Source organism: Dorea longicatena, from assembly GCF_024168045.1.
GTDB lineage: Bacteria > Bacillota > Clostridia > Lachnospirales > Lachnospiraceae > Dorea_A.
The window spans coordinates 2,422,929-2,447,709 of the sequence record NZ_CP100126.1; the positions used below are offsets into that span (position 1 = coordinate 2,422,929).

26 protein-coding genes and 8 tRNA genes are annotated in these 24,781 nt (G+C 42.1%); 5 read left to right on the top strand and 29 right to left on the bottom strand.

From position 1 onward, the window contains the following. Positions 1-11: 11 nt before the first annotated feature. The 11 genes from fabG to NKF87_RS11555 all read right to left on the bottom strand — a co-directional run bounded on the left by fabG (position 12) and on the right by NKF87_RS11555 (position 8,131). Positions 12-761, bottom strand: coding sequence for a 3-oxoacyl-[acyl-carrier-protein] reductase (gene fabG, locus NKF87_RS11505; RefSeq protein ID WP_055180671.1), 750 nt, complete (start codon positions 759-761; stop codon positions 12-14). A 2-nt stretch (positions 762-763) separates the two neighbouring features. Continuing rightward, positions 764-1,711, bottom strand: coding sequence for an ACP S-malonyltransferase (gene fabD / locus NKF87_RS11510; RefSeq protein WP_055281848.1), 948 nt, complete (start codon positions 1,709-1,711; stop codon positions 764-766). Next, positions 1,704-2,642 (bottom strand): enoyl-[acyl-carrier-protein] reductase FabK, encoded by a 939-nt coding sequence (gene fabK / locus NKF87_RS11515; protein ID WP_028088545.1) that lies wholly within the window; start codon positions 2,640-2,642, stop codon positions 1,704-1,706. Before fabK ends, fabD begins: the two co-directional genes overlap by 8 nt. 58 nt (positions 2,643-2,700) lie before the next feature. Beyond that, a complete protein-coding gene (locus NKF87_RS11520; protein WP_006428212.1) occupies positions 2,701-2,928 on the bottom strand; it encodes an acyl carrier protein in 228 nt (75 codons plus the stop codon). A gap of 38 nt (positions 2,929-2,966) precedes the next feature. Then, positions 2,967-3,944 carry a beta-ketoacyl-ACP synthase III gene (locus NKF87_RS11525; RefSeq protein WP_117597757.1) on the bottom strand — a complete coding sequence of 326 codons (978 nt, stop codon included), beginning with the start codon at positions 3,942-3,944 and terminating at the stop codon, positions 2,967-2,969. Positions 3,945-4,107: 163 nt separating this feature from the next. Beyond that, complete coding sequence (locus tag NKF87_RS11530; RefSeq protein WP_117597758.1) at positions 4,108-4,458, bottom strand: arsenate reductase family protein; 351 nt, start codon at positions 4,456-4,458, stop codon at positions 4,108-4,110. A gap of 46 nt (positions 4,459-4,504) precedes the next feature. Beyond that, positions 4,505-5,341 carry a PD-(D/E)XK nuclease family transposase gene (locus tag NKF87_RS11535; protein WP_117597759.1) on the bottom strand — a complete coding sequence of 279 codons (837 nt, stop codon included), beginning with the start codon at positions 5,339-5,341 and terminating at the stop codon, positions 4,505-4,507. A gap of 322 nt (positions 5,342-5,663) precedes the next feature. Then, entirely contained in the window at positions 5,664-6,440 is a 777-nt protein-coding gene (locus NKF87_RS11540; RefSeq protein ID WP_055193512.1) for a DUF3169 family protein, read from the bottom strand. After that, a complete protein-coding gene (locus NKF87_RS11545) occupies positions 6,421-6,648 on the bottom strand; it encodes a helix-turn-helix transcriptional regulator (RefSeq protein ID WP_028088072.1) in 228 nt (75 codons plus the stop codon). Before NKF87_RS11545 ends, NKF87_RS11540 begins: the two co-directional genes overlap by 20 nt. A 408-nt stretch (positions 6,649-7,056) precedes the next feature. Continuing rightward, entirely contained in the window at positions 7,057-7,647 is a 591-nt protein-coding gene (locus NKF87_RS11550; protein ID WP_055281861.1) for a zf-HC2 domain-containing protein, read from the bottom strand. Then, positions 7,634-8,131: an RNA polymerase sigma factor gene (locus NKF87_RS11555; RefSeq protein ID WP_055193515.1), complete on the bottom strand. Its 498-nt coding sequence runs from the start codon at positions 8,129-8,131 to the stop codon at positions 7,634-7,636. Before NKF87_RS11555 ends, NKF87_RS11550 begins: the two co-directional genes overlap by 14 nt. Positions 8,132-8,320: 189 nt before the next feature. On the opposite strand from NKF87_RS11555, the gene NKF87_RS11560 reads away from it, so the two are divergent. Both NKF87_RS11560 and NKF87_RS11565 read left to right on the top strand, forming a co-directional pair. Next, entirely contained in the window at positions 8,321-8,761 is a 441-nt protein-coding gene (locus tag NKF87_RS11560; RefSeq protein ID WP_055281863.1) for a MarR family winged helix-turn-helix transcriptional regulator, read from the top strand. Between the two features lie 13 nt (positions 8,762-8,774). Next, complete coding sequence (locus NKF87_RS11565) at positions 8,775-9,839, top strand: FUSC family protein (RefSeq protein WP_117597760.1); 1,065 nt, start codon at positions 8,775-8,777, stop codon at positions 9,837-9,839. 19 nt (positions 9,840-9,858) lie between these two features. On the opposite strand, the gene sdaAA is transcribed toward NKF87_RS11565, so the two are convergent. After that, positions 9,859-10,728: an L-serine ammonia-lyase, iron-sulfur-dependent, subunit alpha gene (sdaAA, locus tag NKF87_RS11570; protein WP_117597761.1), complete on the bottom strand. Its 870-nt coding sequence runs from the start codon at positions 10,726-10,728 to the stop codon at positions 9,859-9,861. A 20-nt stretch (positions 10,729-10,748) separates the two neighbouring features. Next, complete coding sequence (sdaAB, locus tag NKF87_RS11575) at positions 10,749-11,420, bottom strand: L-serine ammonia-lyase, iron-sulfur-dependent subunit beta (protein ID WP_028088076.1); 672 nt, start codon at positions 11,418-11,420, stop codon at positions 10,749-10,751. 237 nt (positions 11,421-11,657) lie between these two features. On the opposite strand from sdaAB, the gene NKF87_RS11580 reads away from it, so the two are divergent. Together NKF87_RS11580 and NKF87_RS11585 are read left to right on the top strand one after the other, a co-directional pair. Continuing rightward, positions 11,658-12,776 carry a DUF4317 domain-containing protein gene (locus tag NKF87_RS11580; RefSeq protein ID WP_055281870.1) on the top strand — a complete coding sequence of 373 codons (1,119 nt, stop codon included), beginning with the start codon at positions 11,658-11,660 and terminating at the stop codon, positions 12,774-12,776. Positions 12,777-12,863: 87 nt separating this feature from the next. Continuing rightward, a tRNA-Leu gene (locus NKF87_RS11585) sits at positions 12,864-12,946 on the top strand. A gap of 57 nt (positions 12,947-13,003) precedes the next feature. On the opposite strand, the gene NKF87_RS11590 is transcribed toward NKF87_RS11585, so the two are convergent. Beyond that, positions 13,004-13,810: a putative ABC transporter permease gene (locus tag NKF87_RS11590; RefSeq protein ID WP_055282012.1), complete on the bottom strand. Its 807-nt coding sequence runs from the start codon at positions 13,808-13,810 to the stop codon at positions 13,004-13,006. 197 nt (positions 13,811-14,007) lie between these two features. Between NKF87_RS11590 and NKF87_RS11595 the strand changes: the two genes are divergently transcribed. Beyond that, positions 14,008-14,937, top strand: coding sequence for a hypothetical protein (locus NKF87_RS11595; RefSeq protein ID WP_117597762.1), 930 nt, complete (start codon positions 14,008-14,010; stop codon positions 14,935-14,937). A gap of 49 nt (positions 14,938-14,986) precedes the next feature. Here NKF87_RS11595 and NKF87_RS11600 read toward each other — a convergent pair whose 3' ends face one another. The 15 genes from NKF87_RS11600 to fba form a co-directional block, all read right to left on the bottom strand. Beyond that, complete coding sequence (locus NKF87_RS11600) at positions 14,987-16,936, bottom strand: bifunctional metallophosphatase/5'-nucleotidase (protein ID WP_055281874.1); 1,950 nt, start codon at positions 16,934-16,936, stop codon at positions 14,987-14,989. A 124-nt stretch (positions 16,937-17,060) separates the two neighbouring features. Then, positions 17,061-17,141 (bottom strand) — tRNA-Leu (locus NKF87_RS11605). A gap of 52 nt (positions 17,142-17,193) precedes the next feature. Further along, positions 17,194-17,266: transfer RNA gene (locus NKF87_RS11610), tRNA-Lys, on the bottom strand. An 8-nt stretch (positions 17,267-17,274) separates the two neighbouring features. Next, a tRNA-Gln gene (locus tag NKF87_RS11615) sits at positions 17,275-17,346 on the bottom strand. Positions 17,347-17,361: 15 nt separating this feature from the next. Then, positions 17,362-17,435, bottom strand: a tRNA-His gene (locus tag NKF87_RS11620). A 65-nt stretch (positions 17,436-17,500) separates the two neighbouring features. Beyond that, positions 17,501-17,574 (bottom strand) — tRNA-Arg (locus NKF87_RS11625). A gap of 38 nt (positions 17,575-17,612) precedes the next feature. Beyond that, positions 17,613-17,683 (bottom strand) — tRNA-Gly (locus NKF87_RS11630). Between the two features lie 8 nt (positions 17,684-17,691). Then, a tRNA-Pro gene (locus tag NKF87_RS11635) sits at positions 17,692-17,766 on the bottom strand. A 158-nt stretch (positions 17,767-17,924) separates the two neighbouring features. After that, positions 17,925-18,410 carry a metallophosphoesterase family protein gene (locus NKF87_RS11640; protein WP_028086436.1) on the bottom strand — a complete coding sequence of 162 codons (486 nt, stop codon included), beginning with the start codon at positions 18,408-18,410 and terminating at the stop codon, positions 17,925-17,927. A 56-nt stretch (positions 18,411-18,466) separates the two neighbouring features. Then, complete coding sequence (gene rdgB / locus NKF87_RS11645) at positions 18,467-19,078, bottom strand: RdgB/HAM1 family non-canonical purine NTP pyrophosphatase (protein WP_028086435.1); 612 nt, start codon at positions 19,076-19,078, stop codon at positions 18,467-18,469. Position 19,079: 1 nt separating this feature from the next. Continuing rightward, positions 19,080-20,252 carry a THUMP domain-containing class I SAM-dependent RNA methyltransferase gene (locus tag NKF87_RS11650; protein WP_055281878.1) on the bottom strand — a complete coding sequence of 391 codons (1,173 nt, stop codon included), beginning with the start codon at positions 20,250-20,252 and terminating at the stop codon, positions 19,080-19,082. A gap of 223 nt (positions 20,253-20,475) precedes the next feature. Further along, positions 20,476-20,697 (bottom strand): hypothetical protein, encoded by a 222-nt coding sequence (locus NKF87_RS11655; RefSeq protein ID WP_028086433.1) that lies wholly within the window; start codon positions 20,695-20,697, stop codon positions 20,476-20,478. Between the two features lie 228 nt (positions 20,698-20,925). Beyond that, positions 20,926-21,405, bottom strand: coding sequence for a DUF1700 domain-containing protein (locus NKF87_RS11660; protein WP_055281882.1), 480 nt, complete (start codon positions 21,403-21,405; stop codon positions 20,926-20,928). A 159-nt stretch (positions 21,406-21,564) separates the two neighbouring features. Then, the gene (locus NKF87_RS11665) at positions 21,565-23,676 is read right to left on the bottom strand and encodes a glutamine synthetase III (protein ID WP_117597764.1); all 2,112 of its coding nucleotides are present in this window, start codon (positions 23,674-23,676) and stop codon (positions 21,565-21,567) included. A 196-nt stretch (positions 23,677-23,872) separates the two neighbouring features. Beyond that, positions 23,873-24,739 carry a class II fructose-1,6-bisphosphate aldolase gene (gene fba, locus NKF87_RS11670; RefSeq protein WP_055281887.1) on the bottom strand — a complete coding sequence of 289 codons (867 nt, stop codon included), beginning with the start codon at positions 24,737-24,739 and terminating at the stop codon, positions 23,873-23,875. Between the last annotated feature and the right edge of the window lie 42 nt (positions 24,740-24,781).

Consider the following 24,781-nt stretch of genomic DNA (forward strand, 5'->3'; position numbering starts at 1 on the left):
CTTAATCTCCTTTACATCACCATACCGCCGTCTACATGCAATACCTGTCCGGTAATATATCCCGCATCCTCTGACGCAAGAAATGCAACCGCATTCGCCACATCTTCTGCTTTTCCGAATTTTCCAAGCGGAATCTGTGCGGCAGACGCTTCTTTTATCTTTTCCGGAAGTACTTCTGTCATGTCGGTCTCGATAAATCCCGGTGCAACTGCATTGACCGTGATTCCTCTGGATGCCACTTCTCTGGCTGCTGTTTTGGTCAGTCCGATCACACCTGCTTTGGACGCCGCATAATTTGCCTGTCCTGCATTACCGCTGACACCTACAACAGATGCCATATTTATAATGCGTCCGCTTCTCTGGCGGATCATCTGGCGGAGCGCAGCTCTTATTGTATGAAATGTTCCCTTCAAGTTTGTGTCCAATACCTTATCAAAATCTTCTTCTGACATCTTCATAAGGAGTCCATCCTTTGTGATTCCTGCATTATTAACCAGAATATCAATTCTTCCCTGCTCCTTGATCACCGTCTCGATGAATTCTTTACAGGCATCAAAATCGGCCACATTACATTGTATGATCACCGCTTTACCGCCTGCAGACTCAACTTCATTCTTTACTTCTTCGGCTCTTTCTCTGGAACCGTTATAGTTGATCACAACTGTTGCTCCTTTTGATGCAAGCTTTACAGCGATTGCTTTTCCGATTCCTCTGGATGCTCCGGTTACAACCGCAACTTTTCCTTCCATTGTCTGATCCATCTTTACGATTCCTCCATCCTGTTTCCACCATCTGCGAGTTCCTCACAGACTTTATCCACATCCTCCCACTGGGAAATGTGGAATACTTTCACATTTCGATTGATTTTTCTTAAGAATCCTTCCAGTGTCCTGCCCGGTCCGATTTCGACGAATGTATCCACACCATCTGCGATCATGCGCTCCATGCTCTGCATCCAGCGCACCGGTGAACTGATCTGTGTCGTAAGAAGCCCCGGAGTTTCTCTGATATCCGTTACTTCTTCTGCCGATACGTTTGTCACATACGGAATCTTCAATTCATGAAATCTGGTATTCTCCAGCTCTTCTGCCAGCTTCTCTCCCGCCGGAACCAGCATCTTCGAATGGAACGGTCCGCTGACATTTAACATAATTGTCCGTCTTGCACCTGCTTCTTTTAATTTTCCGGCTGCTTCTTCCACAGCCTTCGTCTTGCCGGTGATAACAATCTGTCCCGGACAATTATAATTTGCAACTGATACATCTGCGATCGGTTCGATCACTTCTTCGATTTTCTCTGCATCCATGGAGATGACCGCACACATAGCACCTTCTCCTGCCGGCACCGTATTCTGCATCAGAATTCCTCTTTTTCTCACCAGACGGATCGCATCCATATCATTCATCCCGCCGGCAATTGCGATCGCCGGATATTCACCGAGACTTAATCCTGCCGTAACATCTGCTTTCAACCCTTTATTCTCTGCAACTCTTGTCATCGCAAGACAAGTGGTAACCATTGCTGCCTGCGTATATTCCGTCAGATCCAGTTTATCATTTTCTTCAAAGCAGAGTGCTTTCATATCCAGACCAAGCTCCTCACCTGCCTGATCGAATATGTATCTTGCGATCTCACTGTTCTCATAAAAGTCGGCTCCCATGCCGGCTTTCTGAGCTCCCTGTCCGGGATAAATAAATGCAGTCTTACTCATAGAATCCTTTTCCTCCGATCAATGCATCTGTCTCATTCACCAGTTTCTGAACCAGCTCTTTACATGACATTCTTTCTTTTACCATACCTGCAATCTGTCCTGCCATTACACTTCCGTTCTTCACATCGCCTTCTACAACTGCTTTTCTAAGTCCGCCAAGTGTAAGCTTTTCTAATTCTTCAAATCCGGCTCCGGCGTTCTCCAGTTCCAGATATTTTCTCGTCATATCATTGCGAAGGGCTCTGACCGGATGTCCTGTGGTTCTTCCTGTTACTTTGGAATCAATATCCTTCGCTTTGATGATTCTTTCTTTGTAATTCTCATGTACCTGGGATTCATCTGTAACGACAAAATGTGTTCCCATCTGAACACCTTTTGCTCCCAGCATAAATGCGGCGGCGATTCCTCTTCCGTCTGCAATTCCTCCGGCAGCAATAACCGGAATATTGACTGCATCCACGATTTGCGGAACAAGCACCATCGTTGTACTCTCGCCGATATGTCCGCCGGCTTCACATCCTTCTGCTACCAGGGCATCTGCCCCGCAGCGTTCCATTCTCTTCGCCAGGGCTACAGAAGCAACAACAGGAATAACCTTTACTCCGGCTTCTTTCCACATCTTCATGTATTTCTCCGGATTACCTGCACCGGTGGTCACAACTTTTACACCTTCTTCAACGATTACCTTTGCGACCTCATCTGCATAAGGACTCATCAGCATGATGTTGACACCGAACGGTTTGTCTGTCAGTTCTTTTGCCTTGCGTACCTGATCTCTTACCCAGTCTGCCGGAGCACTTGCTGCACCGATGAGTCCCAGTCCGCCGGCTTCAGATACACCTGCTGCCAGATGATATTCTGCTACCCAGGCCATACCGCCCTGGATGATCGGGTATTCAATTCCTAATAATCTGGTTACTTCTGTCTGCATAATCTCTATACTCCCTGTCTTTTTATAATCTCATTTTTATGTTACTGTCCTGTATTTCTTACTCTTTGTGAGCATTTACGTACTCTACAACATCACCTACTGTTACGATCTTTTCCAGATCTTCGGATGGAATCTCGATTCCGTATTCATCTTCCAGTGCCATTGTCAGTTCAAAAAGATCCAGGGAATCTGCTCCGAGGTCATCTTTGAATGATGCATTTTCTGTGATCTTGCTTTCCTCTACTCCTAAGTTATCTGCTACCATTTTTTTAATCTGTTCTAACATGTTTTTGTTCTCCTTCTCATATTTGTTTTTACTGTTTTTTACCATTCCAGAATACTTGCGCCCCAGGTAAGTCCTGCGCCAAATCCCGCGAGGATAATCTTCTGACCTTTTTGCAGCTTTCCGGCTCTGTTCAATTCATCAAGAAGAATCGGAATGCTTGCGGAAGATGTATTTCCGTATTCTTCCAGATTCATCGGAAATTTTTCCAACGGCTCGCCCAGCCGCTTTGCGATTGCTTCTACGATCCTTTTGTTCGCCTGATGTAAGATATAAAAGCTGATTTCTTCCTGAGCCACATTATTTTTTTCCAGCACTTCTTTTACTGCCTGCGGCACGCTCTTTACTGCAAACATAAACACTTCTCTTCCATCCATCTGCATCAGATATTCTTTTTCATCCGGCTTCGGCAGATCTTCCGGCGATAACTCGCTTCTGTCATATCTGCTCCGGCAGCACAGTGCTTCTCCTTTGGAACCATCGGAGTGTGTCACTGGAAGATAATATCTCATATCTTCACTTTTCAGTACCGCTGCTCCGGCACCATCCCCGAACAGGATACATGTTCCGCGGTCCTTCCAGTTCGTCAGGTTCGACAAACTTTCACTGCCAATGATCAGAGCCGTCTGATACACACCCGCATTCAGATACGCAGCCGCTGTATTATAAGCAACTACGAATCCGGTACATGCCGCACTCAGATCAAAACAGGTTGCACGCTTTGCTCCGAGTTCTCTTTGCACTTCACAGGCTGTACATGGAAGTATTACATTTGAAGAAATCGTAGAAACGATGATCAGATCCACGTCGTCTGCAGTAATACCTGCATTTTCAAGTGCCTGTCGTCCGGCTTGGACGGCCATGGATACCGTCGTCTCTTCTCTGATGATATGACGTCTCACGACTCCGGTTCTCTCCCGGATCCACTCATCACTGGTATCAACCAGTTTTGCAATGTCATTGTTATCCATTACAAATGATGGTACGCAAGATCCTGTCCCACATATTCTTCCAGTCATTCTAAATACCTCTGATTTATTTTGATTCTAAATTATTTTGACTGTCAAAGTATATATCAAGAAATTTTGTTTGTCAAGTATTTTGAATATCAAAATATATTTTTATTTTCCAGGCATCTGGTGTTTACCGGAAATTCATATAATTATGATAATGTATCTTAACTTATAGCAACTTTTCTTCCCACTCTTTTTCTTTGAATCCGGTCAGGACGAAGTTGTCTCCAATTACGAGTGGGCGTTTTACGAGCATTCCGTCGGTTGCCAGGAGTTTTAACTGGTCGTCCTCCGTCATTTCTTTTAGCTTATCTTTCAGGTTCATCTGCTTGTACAACATGCCACTGGTATTGAAGAACTTTTTGAGTGGAAGTCCGCTCATTGTGTACCATTCTTTTAATTCTTCGTAAGTTGGATTTTCTTCTTTAATTGCTCGTTCTTCAAATTCTACGTTGTGTGCTTCCAGCCACTTTAATGCTTTCATGCAGGTGCTGCATTTTCTGTATACGAATACTTTCATAATAGATTCTCCTTTTCCATTTTTGCTTATTTTTCATAATATATTATTAGTGTTTCATATCATTCTTCCAACGTTTTATTTCTTCTACACTATGCCCTACCGCTTCTGCAATCATGTCTTCCCTTGCTCCTAATTCAAGCAACTTCATTGCTGTTTCATATTTTCCTTTTTCTTTTCCACGCTCTTCTCCTATTAACTCTCCCGCTTTGTAAATCTTATCCATCTCTTTACACATAATCTCCACTCCTTCCTGTGTCTCTTTCAATACTCTTACCCGCTCTGCCAATACTTTGCTATACATGTCTTCTGCCTTTGTACAATGAAAATCATGCATCAATCTGCCCATATCTGTATTTTCTTTCATCCGGGCGTTAATATATATAATTTCGCTTTTATCATTATAATCTCTGCCGGTTTCTCTTACAGTCCGTTTGATATGTAAGATGGGTGCAACTTCATTTTCTACTTCCTCATCTACGATAAAAATAACCTTTGATTCCGGCAGTTTTTCAAAATCTTCTCCCGCAAACAGACTATGTGCGTCTATTATACTGCTGTGGTAGCGTAATCTTTTTGGGCCTGCTCCGGCTTTTTCCTGCTGTACTTCTATATCATATATTTCTTTTCTGCCATTCACAGCCACACAGTCAAGTACAGCCGATCTTCCCTGTAAATTCTTGTAATCTTTCTGAACAACGACTTCTGTTAATTCCAGATCATCATTTTCAGTAATAACTCTTAATATATATTCCGCACATTCCAGAATATTTAACACGTTCCGCATGAACATATCACTCATCATTGTCAGCTCTGCGACTAACTTCTCATAATATCGGAACCGTTCATTAACAAAACCTGTCTTTAACAAATTCGTATTATTCATAGGCTTCTCCTCTCAGTATAAACTTATCTTTACAGTATTTCAATGCGATAATAATTATATTATCAAGTATATTTGTAAATGATTTTAATCTTCCGTTTCCATCCTTCATAATGGAATCCCACATTTCGAATATCTGATAATTCAACATTTATTTGCTTATTCTTTCGTTATATATTTTGAAAAATTTTGATATATTTATCGATGTATTTCATGATTGGAACGAAATGTTCCTTAACTCAACGAATTATAATATAGAATGATATGTTATAATCATGAATGCACCAGTTTTATCTGATGCATTCACCTAATATGACTTTTTATTTTATCCAATCCTTTTTGCTTTAGAAACCATGCTGGATCTGATATACGTCATTCCTGTGACCAGATAAATGACAGCTACAACAAGAACCGCCAATATACCAGTATTCAAGAACATATTTGCTATTAATGTAAGCAACAATAATATCGGTATTACTTTGTTCAATACAATATACGTCTTATATGCACTTTTGTATATAATTTCTTTTTCTGCTTCATCACAGCTTTCCACCCACTGTTCCGTAAATTTGCTTGAAGTTGGATCACCTTTTTTCTCCGGATGTGCCGCCTGTATCGCTTTTACATAACGTACAGAAAGATAAATATCGTAGAAATAGCACAGTATAAATATAATGCAAGCGAATAAAAAATATCTGGATTTTCCTGATTCTATATACTTCAAAGAATATCCAAAGGATAAAATTATGATGCAGGCCACCTGTGACACCAAATTAACCCCACTGGTCCACGCTCCCCATTTTTCTTCTTCGTAATCCAGTTCATAGAATCTGTCCTCATCTGCATCCTTCATTTCTTTGTATACATTCTTTAACCGGTATAAACTGTATTCACCCACAACTACCGTAACAACCGCGATTATAATCAGAGCTGGAAATATATATTGCTGAATCGTTCCGTTAATCGTTCTGATTCCTGCATCTATTCCTTTTTTCATCAGTTCATAGATGACTACCGACACGCCTCCGGCGATTCCCCCGATTATCACTGCCGCGAGCATCTTCCACGTTGCGGTAAAATAACTACTTTTCTTTTCCTTCATCATTTATCTCCTCTTCATATATAAAAATATCTTCTACACTGACTTCACAAATCTTCGCAATCTTTAATGCGAGTGTTACTGACGGCGAATAGTCTCCTCTCTCTATCTGGCTGATCGTCTGTCTGGATACGCCTGCGAGCTTTCCCATCTCGGTCTGATTGACGCCAAGTCTTGATCTGTATTCCTTCAATCGGTTTAGTAAAGGCAAATGCTCATCTCCTTTATCAATCATATTTTGACAATTTTTCTTGTCATTTAGATTCTAACAGATGACAACTATAGTTGTCAAGTTTCTATTTAATGCATTATGGCGGCTATCACCGATCGGAATAAACTTACAAGATCCTATCCTGTGCTGACTCCAACATGGGGAAATTCTAAAGCAAAAAAGTTGACCTAAAAACGAGCTCACAAAAAATCCAAACTCGACATTCGTCTCAGACAGTGGATTTTTTGTGAGCAAACGGTCAACTTTTTTACTTAAGAATTACCAACCATGAGTCCGTATGCACAGGATAGGACCTTGTAAGTTTATTCCTGCGGTTTCGCATGCCATAATAATTAAATGGAGAACTAACCTTTTATTACGGTTCGGGGATTTGGCTTACTTAGTGCATTAAATAGAAAATACTCCTCCAAACTGTGAAAATCCTAATATACAAGCCGCACATACCAGCATAAATACAATGATTACTTTTACGCCTATAGATATCTTCGCATAACTTTCACAGATCGGAATCTGTTTATACTCCCACTCCGTCCGCATTTTTCTTCTCTTCCATTTCTGAACCAGTGTGATGCAGTCACATATGAAGAATGTGATAATAAATCCAAAGCTGAATACCATGGCTGCTATATAATATCCCGCATCGGCACCTTCGATATCTATCTGCCGTTTGCACAATACTACAGCCGTTACGATCAATAAGAAATTTAGTAATGTATCCACAATAATCATCTTATCTACGATACTTTTCCTGCCGATTTCCTTCATACGCTCCGCTCCTTCCTGTAACAACCGCTTTTCATCCAGGTCTTCTTCTTTTTTCTGTTTCACCGCTTCCAGTTCCGTCTCTAATTCTTTCATATATTTCCTGCATTCACTACATTCTGCTAAATGCTCTTCCACCAGTTTTCTGCTATCTTCGCTGCATACCTTATCCAGATATAACGGTATCAGATCTCTGATAATCTCACATTTCATCATTGCCTGCGCCTCCCATCTTTTCTACGATCATTTTCTTGGCTCTGTAATAGGTCACTCTCGCCCAGCTTTCACTTTTTGAAAATAACTGTCCGATATCTCTGTATGATACCTCTCCCATCACCCGCAGCATGAATACTTCTTTGTACGGTTCCTGTAAGTCATGTAGAATTTTTCGGATGATCTGTCCATTTTCCTGATTGATTATGCCATTTAATAAATCCTCCCCTTGATCTGCATGATTTTCATCTAATTTATTTGCATATCTTTTCTGCTTTTTTGTCCACGCATAATATTCATGCTTCGCAATCTGACATAACCACACCGATAATTTACATTCACCTCTGAAATTTTCCAATTTTTCAAATGCAATGGCAAATGTCTGCTGGGTAAGTTCTTCTGCTATTTCCCTGTCTCCGGATAATCTCAGCAGAAAACAATATACCTCTTTTAAATATTTCTGATATACTTCCTCAAAAGATTCCATGAACTCACCTCTCTTCTCTCATTTATATCTTCTTTTACTATTAAGAGTCATTTTTTCTCAATTCGTTACAAACTTTTTTATTTTTATAGACCAAAGGTACTTCCATAAATCCCCTTGACATTTCCTTCTATATCTATTATAGTACTTATCGCAATTGTTTACAAAGTAAACTATTATAAAGGAGCAACTATGAAAGACAAAAACTGGACTGATATCGTATCAAAACAGGGCGACCTCCGGCATTTCGCAAGCATGGCGATCCGGAAATCCGGAAAATCAGAGCACACTTCTGCTCAGGAGATTGATTTTCTGTTCCGGATCGCGCTTTCGGAAGAACCACTGACCCCAAGACAGATTACCAGCGCTATGGGCATCAGTAAGACTATCGTAAGCCGCCTGACCGACCATCTGGAATCCAAAGGGTTTATCTGTAAAGAGGCCTCTGCGTCCGACCGCCGCAGTTACTGCATCCGCATTACCGGTGCCGGAAAAGATGAGATTGACCGTACGTACTATTACTATCTGGATCCACTCTATACATTACAGAAAAATATGAAGAAAGAGAAATTCGAGACTTTATTCCAACTAATCCGTGAAGCGAACGAGATTCTTTCTTCACAAAAAAAATAAAGGAGATTTTATTATGACATTTTACCAGGAACTACAACTAAGCTCGACCGGCTCTAAACAGCTGATTAAAAACACAACCGATAAAAAAGAAAAACGCCGTCACATACTCATTTACAACTTTAAAGTATATCTTGTAATGATATTCTGTGTCGCCGTTGTATCTTTATATAGTAAATTCATCGGAAATGACAACAGTGTTGTCGGAGTTACCGTGCTTCTGGCCGTGCTGGTTCTCAGGCAGGCCGATTTCGGAATCCGTACCACGCACGGGCTTGCCTCTATCGCAGGCATCTACGCAATCCTTATGGCAGGTCCCCGTCTTGCCAACATGGTATCACCGGTTCCTGCCTTCTTTATTAATGCAGCCTGTATCATGCTGCTGATGATCCTCGGATGCCACAATGTGATCATGTACAATCACTCTACTTTTGTCCTTGGCTATCTATTATTATTTGGATATGATGTAAGCGGACATGCCTACATTTTAAGACTGGAAGGACTCCTTGTCGGAATGATCCTCTGCATGATCATTTTCTATAAGAATCAGAAGAACCGTCCTTACCGGCGTAAATTTTCTCATCTGTTCCAGGAATTCAACATTCATTCCGCACGCAGCAGATGGTATATCAAGCTGACATTCATCGTATCATCGGCGATGCTCATCATGTCCCTGCTCGGACTTCCAAGAGCTATGTGGGCAGGTATCGCATGTATGTCCGTGTGTCTTCCGTTTACAAATGACTGTGTCGCACGTTCCGGAAAGCGTTGGATGTTCAACATCGTAGGAGGTCTGTTATTCGTTGTTCTGTATACGATTCTTCCTGAGTCTATGTATGCCTATATCGGAATCATCGGCGGAATCGGCGTCGGATATTCGGCAGGATATTCCTGGCAGACAGTGTTCAATACATTTGGAGCGCTTTCCATTGCGTCCGGTCTGTTTGGAATGCCATATGCAGTAGCACTCCGAATTGGTGCCAACCTGTTTGGTTCTGTTTATACGGTCCTGTGCAACAAATTATTCGATAAAGCACACGCTTATTTTCATAACACCGATTTAAAAACAACGCTCTCTTAAAAAGGGGATGTAGCTTATGCTACATCCCTAATTTTTCTACTACTTCCTGTGCTGCAGGTGTTCCTGCAACACCACCGACACCGGTTTCTCTCAATGATACGTCCATCTTGTCTCCGACTTCTTTCATCGCATCTATCACCTGGTCAACAGGTATCTTACTTGTAATCCCTGCCAGTGCCATGTCCGCTGCCGCCAGCGCATTCACTGCACCGCCTACATTACGTTTCACACACGGTACCTCTACCAGACCTCCTACCGGATCACATACAAGTCCCATCAGGTTCTTCAATGCCATCGCACAGGCATGTCCGATCTGATCCGTATCTCCGCCTTTGATATAGCAGATTGCCCCGGCTGCCATTCCCGAACCGGAACCGATCTCTGCCTGACATCCTCCCGATGCTCCCGCAAGATATGCCCGGTTGGCAATGATCTGACCAAGTCCGGCTGCCACATACATGGCTTCTATCATCTTTTCTTCCGGAACATTGTATTCTTTATAATAAGTAACAAGTACTGCCGGAAGTACACCGCAGGCTCCTGCTGTGGGTGCCGCAACAATTCGTTTCATACAGGCATTATTACACCCCATCTTCAGTGCATTAGACATCACCTTTGAGACAAAATCCCCACACAACGGTTCTTCATTCTCACGGTAATTGTCCATAAGCCCGCCTTCTGTTCCGACCAGACCACTTCTTGATACCTTGTCCGGTTCATAGGCATCCAGCGCATCCAGCATGGACTGCCACATATACTTCATCTTTTCCCAGGAATCTTCTATCTTCACATCCCTCTCCTGTGCATCCTCTAACTGGATTGATTTCCAGAATGGAATGTTCTCTTTTTCCCCTCTCAGTTTCGCCTCTTCCATTGACTGATATGACATATCTTCTTTTCCTCCATTATCTATACCGATCCGTTCGGATCAAGAAATTTCACACGGATAATTCCCGGCTTGCTCTCCAGTTCATCGATCGCACTCTGCGGAATCACCTGATCTGTCTCTACAACCATAACAGCCGTTCCGCCACGCTTGTCACGGAATACCTGCATGGTCGCCACATTGATCTCAGCTTTACTGAGTGCAGCGGCCACCTCCATGATCCGTCCCGGCTCATCCACATTCCGGATGATCAGTGTACAGCTCTCTCCACTGAAATTTACATCAATCCCATCCAATTTACAGACACAGATGCGTCCGCCTCCGATGGAATGTGCCTGGATCTTCATCTGCGGCACACCTTCTGCTTCCATAATAATCTGAGCAGTATTCGGATGTGCACCCTTAATGTTCTTGTTCTTCATTACAAAATCCATCCCCATGTCTTTTGCAACTTCGTAACTGTCCGGTATGCGCATATCATCCGGCATCATCCCCAATAAACCGGCAATCAATGCCCTGTCCGTTCCATGTCCCTTTCCTGTTGCGGCAAACGAGCCATGCAAGATAACCTCCGCCTTCTCCGGCTGACGGCCGAATAACTGTCTTGCCACCATACCGATCCTGACTGCCCCTGCTGTATGCGAGCTGGATGGACCTACCATTACCGGTCCTAAAATGTCGAATATATTTCCCATATTCTTTTTCCCTTTCTTTTTTACTATAACTATCCCCTTCCCCATCTTTTTCAAGTATCGGATAGTTACGTATTTTGGTATATTCTATTTACTATTATACGTTCCCATCTCATCTTTTACAATGGTCAAAGATTGTTTTTTCCTCTCTGATATGCTAACATTTTATAACGCAGGACCGGATATCTGATATAGAAGCTTTAAGGTATCCTCCCAGCCTATGATAAGGAAGTGTATAGCATGAATAAAAAAGAAGTTCTGGAGATCCGCAGACAGTTTTCTCCTGAAAACTGTGCCATCACACGCATCTGCGGATGTTATGTGGATCACGAAAAAGAGAAAAAAATGGAAATGAAAAAAGCCTTCTTATCTTTACCCGAAGAAGAGGCTTTCAAATATTTTGACATCTTCAAACACACCCTTTCCGGAACAATTGGAAAGAACCTCATCAATATGGAATTCCCGCTCGACCAGGAATTGAATGGCGGCACACAGGAATTTCTTATGAGATTAAAGGACAGTAAACTTCAGGATGACCTTCTTCTGGAGGAATTCTATGATAAGGTCGTGGAAAGTTATGAATACGGCGAAAACTACTACATCATCCTGATCCATGCCGTATACGATGTTCCCGGTAAGACCAAAGATGGTCTGGAGATGGAGGACGCCTCCGATACCGTATATGAGCACATCCTCTGCAGCATCTGTCCGGTCAATCTTACGAAAGCCGGACTTACTTACAATGCACAGACAAATAACATTGAAGACCGTATCCGCGACTGGTTCGTAGAAGCTCCGGTCAAAGGATTTTTATTCCCTGCATTCCAGGATCGTGCAACGGACTTACATAATGTCCTTTATTACACAAAGAAACCAGAAGAATTACAGCCATATTTCGTAGAACACGTCCTTGGAAGCACTACTCCACTGACTGCCGGTGATCAGAAGACAACCTTCCAGGCAATCGTAAGTGATACCCTGGGCGAAGACAGTGACTACGAAGTGGTCCGTAACATCCATGATAATTTAAATGAAATGATCGAACAGTCCAAGGAAGAACCGGAACCGCTGGAATTATCCAAAACTGATGTCAGAAAGCTCCTGACACGCAGCGGAGTTGCCGAAGAGAAGCTGGAATCATTCGATGATGAATTCGATGAGACAGTCGGCATACACGGAACCCTGCTCGCATCCAACATCGCCAGTGCTAAGACTTTCCAGATTGAGACACCGGATGTGGTAGTTAAGGTTAATCCGGAACGAGCCGATCTGGTAGAGACGCGTGATATCGATGGACGCCGCTGTCTGGTAATTGCAATCGATGATCATCTGGAAGTAAACGGAATCGAAATCCATTAGATTTGAAGAAAAAATTAAAAAAATTTCAATTTTTCACAAAAAATGTTTGCATTTTCCGTCAGACTATGATAAGATACTTTTTGTCAAGCGGAAATGGCGGAATGGCAGACGCGCTAGATTCAGGTTCTAGTGGGAGCAATCCTGTGAGGGTTCAAGTCCCTTTTTCCGCATGAAAAAACCTTGAAGATTTGTTCTTCAAGGTTTTTTATTTTTTCTGAATTATGATTTTATTTACTTCTTTTTATGCGCTCCCGCAGTTCCTCAAATATCTCCTTATGCTGCCCGACCTGCATCTTCGGGAATGCCTTCACGAGACGCTCACCAACTTTTGTACGGTTCTCTGCCATCTCTTCGTATTTCTCTTTTAATTCCTCTATACGAGCTTTCTTCTCCTCCCTGAATTCCATACCTTCCATTACATTCTCATAGATATTCTCGCCGACCTTATCAGACAGTTCCTTCAGCTCGGCTGCAATCTTCTCCATTGCTTCCAGTCTGCGGTTCATCTTAAGGATACCGGAAGCTGTTACATACAGATCCGCAAGAAGTCCGACCGCCAGACACGCCATAACTACAATTCCCAGAACGAGCGGAATCATCGTCAGCACTTTGTAAATCAGCGGATGGATAATCTTCACGATCAGGACGCAGAACACTCCCCAGATCAGCGAAAACAACACACATACATATCCACCAATATTCAATGGCTGTTCCGAATAATCCCACCATTTATTATGAAAGATCTTCTCCAGCAAAAATCCGGTAATCCCTTCGATCACAGTCACAAGTATGGTAGAACTGATATACAGCAACACCAGGTTATTCTCAACCGGCGTCAGAAACTGTACTACAACACCAACCCCTATTCCATATACCGGACAGATCGGTCCATTCAAAAATCCACGGTTTACAAACTTGCCCTGTTTTGCTGCTGCATATGCGACCTCCGTGCACCATCCCAGGAATCCATATACAAAAAATGATAATGCGAAATAATATAACTCTGTCAAATATCCTCTCTCCTTCTTTGTCATTATATTAATAAATTTTATTATACGTGATTCCACTTTATTTCTCAACAAACTTCTTTTTCAGATCTGTTAAGCTTTTATTTCATATAATACAAATCTAAATTTTTTCTTACAACTTCGTGAATATTCTGTGACCACTCTTGAGAGTTTTTTTCAAACATTATAAAATAGAAGACGGGTATAAATAGGAGGGATTAACAATGAGTTTAAATAACAAGAAAAAAACACCAACTACTTCTGATGTTTTTGACGATGATTTCGAAGTGATCTACGAAGGTGATCTTCCGGACATCTCTATCGATGATGACGATGATGATGATTACCGTGATGTATTATCCGGATTATCCGACATTGATCATACTGATTATATCAGAAAAAATGATTATGACAGATTAACAAAAAAATTAAAGGATAAAAACAGGAAAAATTCCAGAAAAAGCAGGAATCAAAAAGGAAAAGATAATTTCTTTGATACCAGCTATTATGATGAGGATTTCCTTGATGAGTTAGATGATGAGCTTTATGATGATGACAACGCCATGGATGATGATTATGATGATTCCCGCAATGGTCGTAAAAAAGAGAAAAACCGCCGGAAAAAACGTGGGGTTAAAATTCCAAATGTCGCAAAACCGGTTGCAAAAACCGCAAAAACGGGAGGAAAAATCTTATTCAAATTTATCAATTTTCTGTTAAGAATGGGAACGCTGTTATTGATCGCATGGATCATTTATCTTTTGGGACTGCATTTCCTGACAAATGTAGGTCCTTTTGGTAACATTATTTCCCGTCTGACAGCTGCAGATCAGGAACTGATCGCCTATCTTGCGGTTGCCGGAGTATTATTGCTTTATGAGATTATTATCTTTTTCTGTGTTCTCGGCGGAAGCAGGAAGCAGGGCCGTGATGGAAATACCATCGATAACGGCCGGGGGCTTACATCCTTTATCATTATCGCAGCCGGCTCTTATCTGTCTGCTGTGTTTGCAAGTCTCATTCCGCAGATTCCTGCCGCACTCCAGGGAATCCAGAGTGCATTGACTGTTTACGGAAGTTTAAAGAATACATTACTTCCAATCTGTGCCGCAGGAGTTGTAAGCTGTATAATCCGGAAATTTATTATAAAATAGTCAAAAAACACCGAGGCAGAATTGAATGCCCGGTGTTTTTTCATTTCTTTTATTTTTTCTTTTTAACACGGATTTTTCTGATCAACTTTCGTATCAGCCAGATAATCACTATAATCAGAAAAAGAAGTCCCGCACAGATTCCCACGATCATTCCGGCAAATTTATTCGGATGTTTTAACAGATCTGCAATATTCCTGCTGTCTTCCACTACTTTCCGCCCGTGTGTCGTACTATAGTAATCAGAAACATTTGCTATTCCGTCTCCGTCTGTGTCTTCAAACGACTGCATATATCTTGCAATTGCCACCCATGCCTTTAATTCTGTCTTGCCGTCTGTAATTGCCTCATCTTCCAGATTCTTTAGCAGCTTACCATTCTTATCCTTCGGTTCAATCTTTAATAATCCATATGATACATCCGTGACAGAGCCCAACATCTGTCCTGTATACAGATCTGTCACAACCTTGTATAATTTATCATCCTGTATCTCTTCTCTCTTCCCGTCTTTGGTCAGATAGCAGTCTGTTACTTTATTCAAAATCATGCGGTGCGGATTATAAGTAAAGTTCATTCCACTGCAATATAATCTTGCAGTCGTCATATAATCAGAAACAGACGCATCTACTTCTGCTACCAGCTTTAATTCTTTTCCGGTTAAATATGCAGTGATCAGTGGATAACCGGCAAGACCGTCTTTACCGATCCCCAGCGAGAAAGAATTATAAACCTTTTCTACCGTAATATCACCTTTTGTGTATGTGTCACGCACCGTTCCACTTGGCACAACCGCCACATCTACCGGCCTGCCATCATATCCTTCGGAATTTTCCACCGCATACACATAGGCGTCAGATATAATGTCTCCCAGATTCAGTTCTTCATGCTTTGTTTCCATTTCCCCAAGGCTGTTGAACTTAATATCATTTTCTGCAAGCACCTGATCTTTTGTATAACCGAAATTTACCAGATAATTGGTATCAACAGTATCCATAAATTTATCAATCTGCTTTTGGGCTGCCTGATCAGATTTTACATTCTTTGTTACTGGAATCAATTTATAAGTATTCATTTTCCAGCGTTTATCTTTCTTCTGGGTCATGGAAATGCTTCCAAGATTTCTACCGTATTCCCCACAGGATACGATATAAGTATTCCCATGTCTGATTGGCTGGTCTAATTGCGTATGTGTATGCCCGCTGATGATCAGATCAATATCCGGTACTTCTTTCGCCAGAGTCTCGTCTTCTGATACTTTCTCATCTTCCCATGTCCCACTGTGGGAAACGCATGCGATCATATCGACATCTTCTTTTTTCTTAATCTCTTCTACTGTATTTTTTGCTGATTCCACAGGATCCTTAAACTCAAGTTCACAGGTAGGTGCACATTCTAATGCATCTTTCCCGAATACCCCAAGAACCGCTATCTTTACACCGCCTTTTTGAATAACCACATAATCCTTTACTCCATATGTCTCAAATGCGGATTCTATCTGTTTCTGCCCTTTGCTTAATCCTTCTTTTTCCATGGCATCCCAGTCTACATTACACACTACAAGTTTCGGAACTGTCTCCCCTGAATTCTTTGCAGTCTTCAGCATATCTGCAAGTCCGCCGGAACGGTAATCAAATTCATGATTGCCAAATGTCGTAACATCACAGCCCAGATATCCAAGCATCCTAAGTTCTGCCGCTTCTGTTGTGTACACTGTCTGGATCAGGGTTCCCATGGAAAAATCTCCTCCGTCCAGGATAAGTGTATCCGGATTTTCTTTCTTCTTTTCATCGATCAATGTTTTGATCCTTGCAAAGCCTCCGACCTCTTTTTGTTTCCCATTTACGATCGTAGAATAGCTGTTCAGATGCGAATGTGTGTCATGCGTAAATAATACATCCAGATGTTTTCCCCCATCTGCAGCCTCGGTCTGCACTCCCGGCAGCAGCGGCATGCATAACATCACGATCAAAATCAGCACAATAACTCTTTTTACTCTTCTCATATATTTTTTCCTTTCTTTTTTATATAAAGAGAACTACCGGCAGCAGATTCTCCTGTATACCTTCGTATACAAAAAATCCCGAAGAACTGCATCATATCATACTGTTCTCGGGATTATCTTTTCATGCGGATGACAGGACTTGAACCTGCACGTCGTGGACACTAGATCCTAAGTCTAGCGCGTCTGCCAATTCCGCCACATCCGCTTAATAAAAACGCAAATCCTTCTTATTTTGAAAGATCTGCGTTTTTAAATACTGAGCGTGCGGGGATTCGAACCCCGGACAACTTGATTAAAAGTCAAGTGCTCTACCACCTGAGCTACACGCCCATAATAAACTGGGCTAGTTGGATTCGAACCAACGAATGCAGGAGTCAAAGTCCTGTGCCTTACCGCTTGGCGATAGCCCAATAATAAAGAAAAAGGGTGGGTAATGGGACTCGAACCCATGATATCCAGAACCACAATCTGGCGCGCTAACCAACTGCACCATACCCACCATATTACTTATCGAACTGTCTTTTGTCCAACTAAGTATCACCGTATTAAATTTTGTGGTTTAAACGAGCCTGGGGGGATTCGAACCCTCGACCTACGGCTTAGAAGGCCGTTGCTCTATCCAGCTGAGCTACAGACTCATATCTCTAACCACACCCAAAACAAATTGTTTCAGGAAAGCGGGTGATGGGAATCGAACCCACGTATCCAGCTTGGAAGGCTGGTGTTCTACCATTGAACTACACCCGCATGACGTATCGGGGTGACAGGATTCGAACCTGCGACCTCCTGGTCCCAAACCAGGCGCTCTAGCCAAGCTGAGCCACACCCCGATGGTGTTGTTTTGTATCACTTTTTGTTACCGCTCCGTGACACAAGACATATTATATATGAGTGCCAACTAAATGTCAACAACTTTTTTCATTTTTTTTATTTTTTCTTCAAGTAGTCCGAAAACCCTTGAAATACAAGGATTTTCCGGACTCTCCCTTTACGGATTCAGATATTCCTGTGTAATCTCCATTTTTCCGTTGTCGTCAATCTGCATGAGCATATAACTCGGCTTTCTCCCCTGTTGTCTTGGATAACAGAGGCTTCCCGGGTTCAACGTAATCAGATCTTTTTCTTTTTCATAAAACGGCCGGTGTGTATGCCCATACATTGCAATGTCGGCACCACGCCCTCTTGCCTCCTGTTTCAGTCGTTCTTCTCCCATAGATACATAATATCCATGTCCGTGTGTAATAAATATATGATAGCCCCCGATCATGAACTCTTCCTCTCCCGGAAGACCGGAAAAAAAGTCATTATTTCCACGCACCATATGTACCGGGCAGTCCGCAACTGCCGGAATATAATCCTCATCGCCTTCTACGTCGCCGAGATGTATCAACATATCCAGCGGCTGTTCTTTTTCTATCACACGGTCAAAATTTCTGTGTGCCCCATGCGTATCACTTATGATCAGTATCTTCATATTCTCTTATCCTAACTATTCTTCTGTCTGCTTCTTTTGTCTGTTTCTTTTGAATTCTATCTCTGTTCCAGGATTTTACGGATTTTTTTCAATCCTTCCCCTCTGTGACTCAGTTCGTTCTTCTTTTCCGGCGATAGTTCCGCACTGGTACATCCGCATTCCGGAAGAAAGAAGATCGGATCATAGCCGAATCCATTCTCTCCTGCAATCTTATGTCCAATAATTCCTTCCATCGTTCCTCTGACTACTTCACAGCAACCATCCGGCATAGCTGCTGCAATCGCACAGACGAATCTTGCTGTACGCTTTTCATCCGGCACACCGTCCAGACGGTCCAGAAGGGCCTGATTCTTAATATCATACGAAGTATCTTCTCCCATATATCTCGCAGAATAGATTCCCGGTTCTTTATTCAGATAATCAATCTCCAGGCCGGAATCATCTGCCAGAACGACTGCATGTGCATACTCCGGCATCTCATGTGCGATCTTTGCAATCTCTGTTGCTTTGATCATCGCATTTTCTTCAAATGTCATTCCATCCTCTATCACGTCTGCTTTGATTCCTGCTTCTTTCTGAGAAAGAATCTCCACTCCCAGATCACTTAAGATCGCACGAATCTCTATCATCTTATGTTCATTGCCAGTTGCAAATATAATTTTATCCATCTTATTTCTTCTCCTGTCTGTCCGACGGACGTCCGGCCTTTGGCGGCTTTGGTCCTAAGAACTGGTAAAAATATGTCTTTAACATTCCGTTATAAATCTTACGGTTACGATCGGCTTTCCGTCCGAAATAGCGTTCTGCATCTTCATAAGATGTAATCATATACGCAGACCAGGAATCCAGATTCTTAAAGCTCTCTCCGAATGCCTTATATAATGCCGGCAGATCCTTCTTATCTTCCAGCCTTTCTCCATACGGCGGATTCGTAATGATGAATCCATATTTCTTTGGATGACTTAAATCTTTCACATCTCTTTCCTGGAAATGGATCAGATGATCGACACCCGCCTCTCTCGCATTACGTCTCGCGATCTTGATCACAGATCCGTCTACATCGTATCCCTGGATATCAACTTCGATATCATCGTTAATCAGTTCATTCGCTTCATTTACCGTCTCATACCAGAGCTTCTTCGGGATCAAGTTCGTCCATTCTTCTGCCGTAAAGGAACGATTCATCCCCGGTGCGATATTCGCTGCGATCATTGCTGCTTCTATCGGAAATGTACCACTTCCGCAGAACGGATCTACCAGAATTCTGTCCTTATGCCATGGAGTCAGCATGATCAGTGCTGCTGCCAGTGTCTCTGTGATCGGTGCTTTTCCTGATACTTCACGGTATCCTCTTTTATGCAGAGATACACCGGATGTATCGATTCCAACCGTCACAACATCCTTTTTCAGGAAGACACGGACCGGATATGCTGCTCCGTCTTCCGCAAACCATTCTACCTGGTACTTCTGTTGCATTCTTCTTACCATCGCTTTTTTCATCACTGACTGGATATCCGACGGGCTGAATAATTTACTCTTTACAGATGCCGCTTTTGCAACCCAGAATTTTCCATTTTCCGGGATATAATTTTCCCAGTCCAACGCTCTGGTATTCTCAAATAATTCTTCATAGCTTGTTGCTTTAAAGCTGCCTACTTTCAGAAGAACTCTCTCCGCTGTTCTGAGAAATATATTCGCACGGCAGATTGCCTCTGCGTCTCCCCAGAAACCGACCCTTCCGTCTTCTACTTCCGAGATATCATATCCCAGATCCAGTATCTCTCGTTTTAATACCGCTTCCAGCCCAAAATGACAGGGAGCGATCAATTCCATTTTTTTCATTCAATTCTCCATTATCTGCTCTATTCATGCAGTACAACTGCATTCCATCTATTATTTTCTACTTACTTATCTTACTGATAACCGCCTCTCTTTGTCAACCCATTTCACATATAGAACCTCCCGGTTCTCCACCCGGTCTCCTGCTTTTGGAAATTCGCTACACATACATGACGGCAAAAAAGCAGGACGCACTTTCGCACGTCCTGCCCGGAAACTCTTTTTTCTAGTAGCTGCTGTTCTCATTTCCATAATTGTATGAATTCTTATCTTTTGCATCTTTGTCATATGCATTTTTGTTGTTTGCATTCTTGTCTGTTACATTTCTGTCCGATGCATTCTTTCCATATGCATTCTTGTTCGATGTGTTTCTGGATGCATTTCTGTTCGATGTGTGCTTGTCCGCCTCGTTATGACAGTTTTCTGATGAATTGTAATTTTTAGCCATTTTGAATTCCTCCTAATCACTTTTTGTTACGTGATTAGTATGTCCTGACATTTTCCAATTATGCATCCCGGCACATATTAAGATTTTTTAATATTTTTCTTGATTTTTATTTTTTACTATATTATACTGTTGGTGTAGAAAGGACACTTTCTACAACCCCTTATTAATTATTTATACTCCCCTCAAAAGACCGATGGCTCCCCCATCGGTCTTTTACTTATTATCTATTCACCTTCTCCTGCCGTTAATCAACTTAATGATCAGACACACGATCAGAAGCGGCACGAATATCGGTGCAAGCAGACTGATAATTCCTCCGACCACCGCTGCAACCAATACAACAATTCCTATAATTCCAAGGATCAGAACCAGTTTCTTCCACCAGGTATCAAGTCCAAAGACGTGTGTGCCCCTGTACCCGGATTCGCTGCCATAGTCCTGTTCATAAGAATTCTCTCTTCGTCTTCCCGGCTCATAGCTGTCATATGATTCCTGTGTGTTTCCTTTCATTTCTTCCGAAGTAATAATATTCTTTGCAATTGCCCATGGATCCCCCAGTTCTTCGATCACATCAGACTCTCTGCGTCCTTTCCGCACTTCTTCCGTAATATAATCGTTGTAATAATTCACATTCTCCTGTATTACACTTCCCGAAAGGTCATTGACAAGTGCTTTTTTTAATTTATCTAAAAATTCTCTTTTCGTCATGATTGCCCTCCTTACAGGATTTTAACATACTTTGGTATCTAAAAACCCTGAACTTAGAATATCACAATCATGTGTCCATTCCAAGTCCAGGGTTCTTAAATTTTTCTAATGTATTTCTAAAATATTTTCTTCGTCTAACAGATAATCTTCCATCTCTGATTATACTTCAAAGATAAGATCTCCATAAGAAGGCATTGGCCATGCTTCTTTGTCAACGATCATCTCCAGTGTGTCAACCGGAGTACGAAGTGCTTCCATTGCAGGTACAACATCGAAGTGATAGAATCTTGCCTGATCTTCTCCCTCTTCCATAGCTGCTGCCTGATCTGTGACAACTTTCAATGCTTCCAGCGCTTTTTTAGTCTCTGCTAACAGTCCGGAAACTTCTGTCAGAAGTTCAGCCTGAACAGATGCATCTGCACCTGCTTCCTTCACTGCAACCACTGTGTCTGCAAGATCTTTGGTATATTTGATAATTGCAGGAATAATCTGTTTGCTTGCCATATCGATCATCGTACGTGCTTCGATATTGATTGCTTTGGCATAGCTTTCGAATTTGATCTCTGCGCGTGATTCCAGTTCTGCCTTTGTAAATACTTTGAATTTTTCAAACATACTTACAGCTTTCTCTGTAGTCAGGGCAGGAATCGCTTCTACCATGGATCTGATATTCGGAAGTCCTCGTTTTTCTGCTTCCTCTACCCATGCATCTGAATATCCGTTGCCGTTAAATACAACTCTCTGATGCTCTGTTGCATACTGCTTGATCAGATCATGTACTGCTTCATCAAAGTTGTCTGCTTTTTCCAGAACATCACAAGCCTCAGAGAATGCCTCTGCAACGATTGTATTCAGTACTACGTTTGGTCCTGAAATAGAATCACGGGAACCTACCATACGGAATTCGAATTTGTTGCCTGTGAATGCAAATGGTGATGTTCTGTTACGGTCTGTTGCATCTTTTGCAAGATCCGGAAGTGTATCAACTCCTGTCTGAAGCTTTCCGCCTTTCAGACTATGTGTAGCTTCGCCTGTGCTGATCAGCTGTTCCAGTACATCCTCTAACTGTTCTCCAAGGAATACAGAGATGATTGCCGGTGGTGCCTCGTTAGCTCCGAGTCTGTGATCATTACCAGGATCTGCTGCAGATTCACGAAGAAGATCTGCGTGTCTGTCAACTGCTTTCAGGATACAGGTAAGTACCAATAAGAACTGAATATTTTCATGTGGTGTTTTGCCTGGCTCTAACAGGTTCTTTCCGTCGTCTGTTGTAAGAGACCAGTTATCATGTTTACCGGAACCATTAACTCCTGCGAACGGTTTCTCATGGAGTAAACACTTCATACCATGCTGGCATGCAACTCTCTTCAGTGTCTGCATGATAATATGGTTGTGATCCAGCGCTACATTACACTCTGCATAGATTGGTGCAAGTTCATGCTGTGCAGGTGCAACTTCATTATGCTGTGTCTTAGATGTAACACCGACTTTCCAGAGTTCTTCATTGACATCTTTCATGAATCCTGCGATTCTCTGACGGATGGTTCCGAAATAATGATCGTCTAATTCCTGACCTTTTGGAGGCATTGCTCCGAACAGTGTACGTCCTGTATAGATCAGGTCTTTTCTCTGTAAGAATTTTTCAGCATCTACAAGGAAATATTCCTGCTCCGGTCCTACGGAAGGTGTTACTTTCTTAGATGTTGTATTTCCAAACAATCTTAACAGTCTCAGTGACTGCTCACTGATTGCCTGCATAGAACGAAGAAGTGGGGTCTTCTGGTCAAGTGCCTCTCCTTTGTATGAACAGAATGCTGTAGGGATGCAAAGTGTTGCTCCTGCTGCATCATGTCTTACAAATGCCGGTGATGTACAATCCCATGCTGTATATCCTCTTGCTTCAAACGTTGCACGAAGTCCGCCTGATGGGAATGATGATGCATCCGGTTCTCCTTTGATCAGTTCTTTTCCCGAAAAACTCATCAGTACTTTTCCATTCGGAAGAGGTGCTGAAATAAATGAATCATGTTTTTCAGCGGTTACACCTGTCAGAGGCTGGAACCAATGAGTATAGTGTGTAGCCCCCTTCTCAATTGCCCATTCTTTCATCTCATGTGCAATTACATCTGCTGTAGCAAGGTCTAATTCCTTACCTTCTTCAATTGTTTTCTTCAGATCCTTATAGACTTTTTTCGGAAGACGTTCCTGCATTACAGTATCATTGAACACGTCTTCGCCAAATATCTTGGCTACATTAATTGCTTCACTCATGTCTCTTCGTTTCCTTTCTCATTGTTATTTATAGTATAAGTTTCACACTATGGTATGCATATAATCTTCTTATACACTTTCTGTGCATACCATAGTATGAAAAAAGGCACTCCAACTTTCGTTGGAACGCCTTTGTTCTTCCTATGCCAGTTAGTATAACTCAACCAGTCAAAAAAGGCAAGTGAAAATTTACTGATTATTCAGCTTTTCCTACTGAACCGAACAATTCCATCTTCTCTTTAACTGTTGCCTGGATAGCTTCAGCACCTGGTTTCAGGAGTTTACGAGGATCGTATCCTTTTCCTTCCAGATCTTTTCCTGCTTCAATATATTTACGTGTAGCATCAGCAAATGACAGCTGGCACTCTGTGTTTACGTTGATCTTTGCAACACCGAGACTGATTGCTTTCTTGATCATATCTTCCGGAATTCCTGTACCTCCGTGAAGAACTAATGGCATATCGCCAGTCAGTTTCTGGATAGCATCCAGAGTCTCAAAGCTTAATCCTTCCCAGTTTGCAGGATATTTTCCGTGGATATTACCGATACCTGCTGCGAGCATATCAACACCAAGGTCAGCGATCATCTTACATTCATTAGGATCAGCACATTCACCTTTACCGATAACTCCGTCTTCTTCTCCACCGATAGATCCTACTTCAGCTTCGATAGACATTCCTTTTTCTCTGCAAATAGCAATCAGTTCTTTTGTCTTTGCCACATTCTCTTCGATTGGATATTTAGATCCATCGAACATGATTGAAGAGAATCCTGCATCGATACATTTTTTACATCCTTCGTATGTTCCGTGGTCAAGGTGTAATGCAACCGGAACTGTGATGTTAAGTTCTTCCATCATAGCTTTAACCATAGCTGCTACAGTCTTGAATCCGGTCATGTATTTTCCGGCACCCTCAGATACACCTAAGATAACTGGTGACTTTAACTCTTCTGCTGTAAGAAGAATAGATTTTGTCCACTCTAAGTTATTGATGTTAAACTGTCCTACTGCGTAGTGACCTGCTACTGCCTTATCGAGCATTTCTTTTGCTGATACTAACATATGTTATTCCTCCAATTCTTACTGCCATAAGCATCTCTGTTT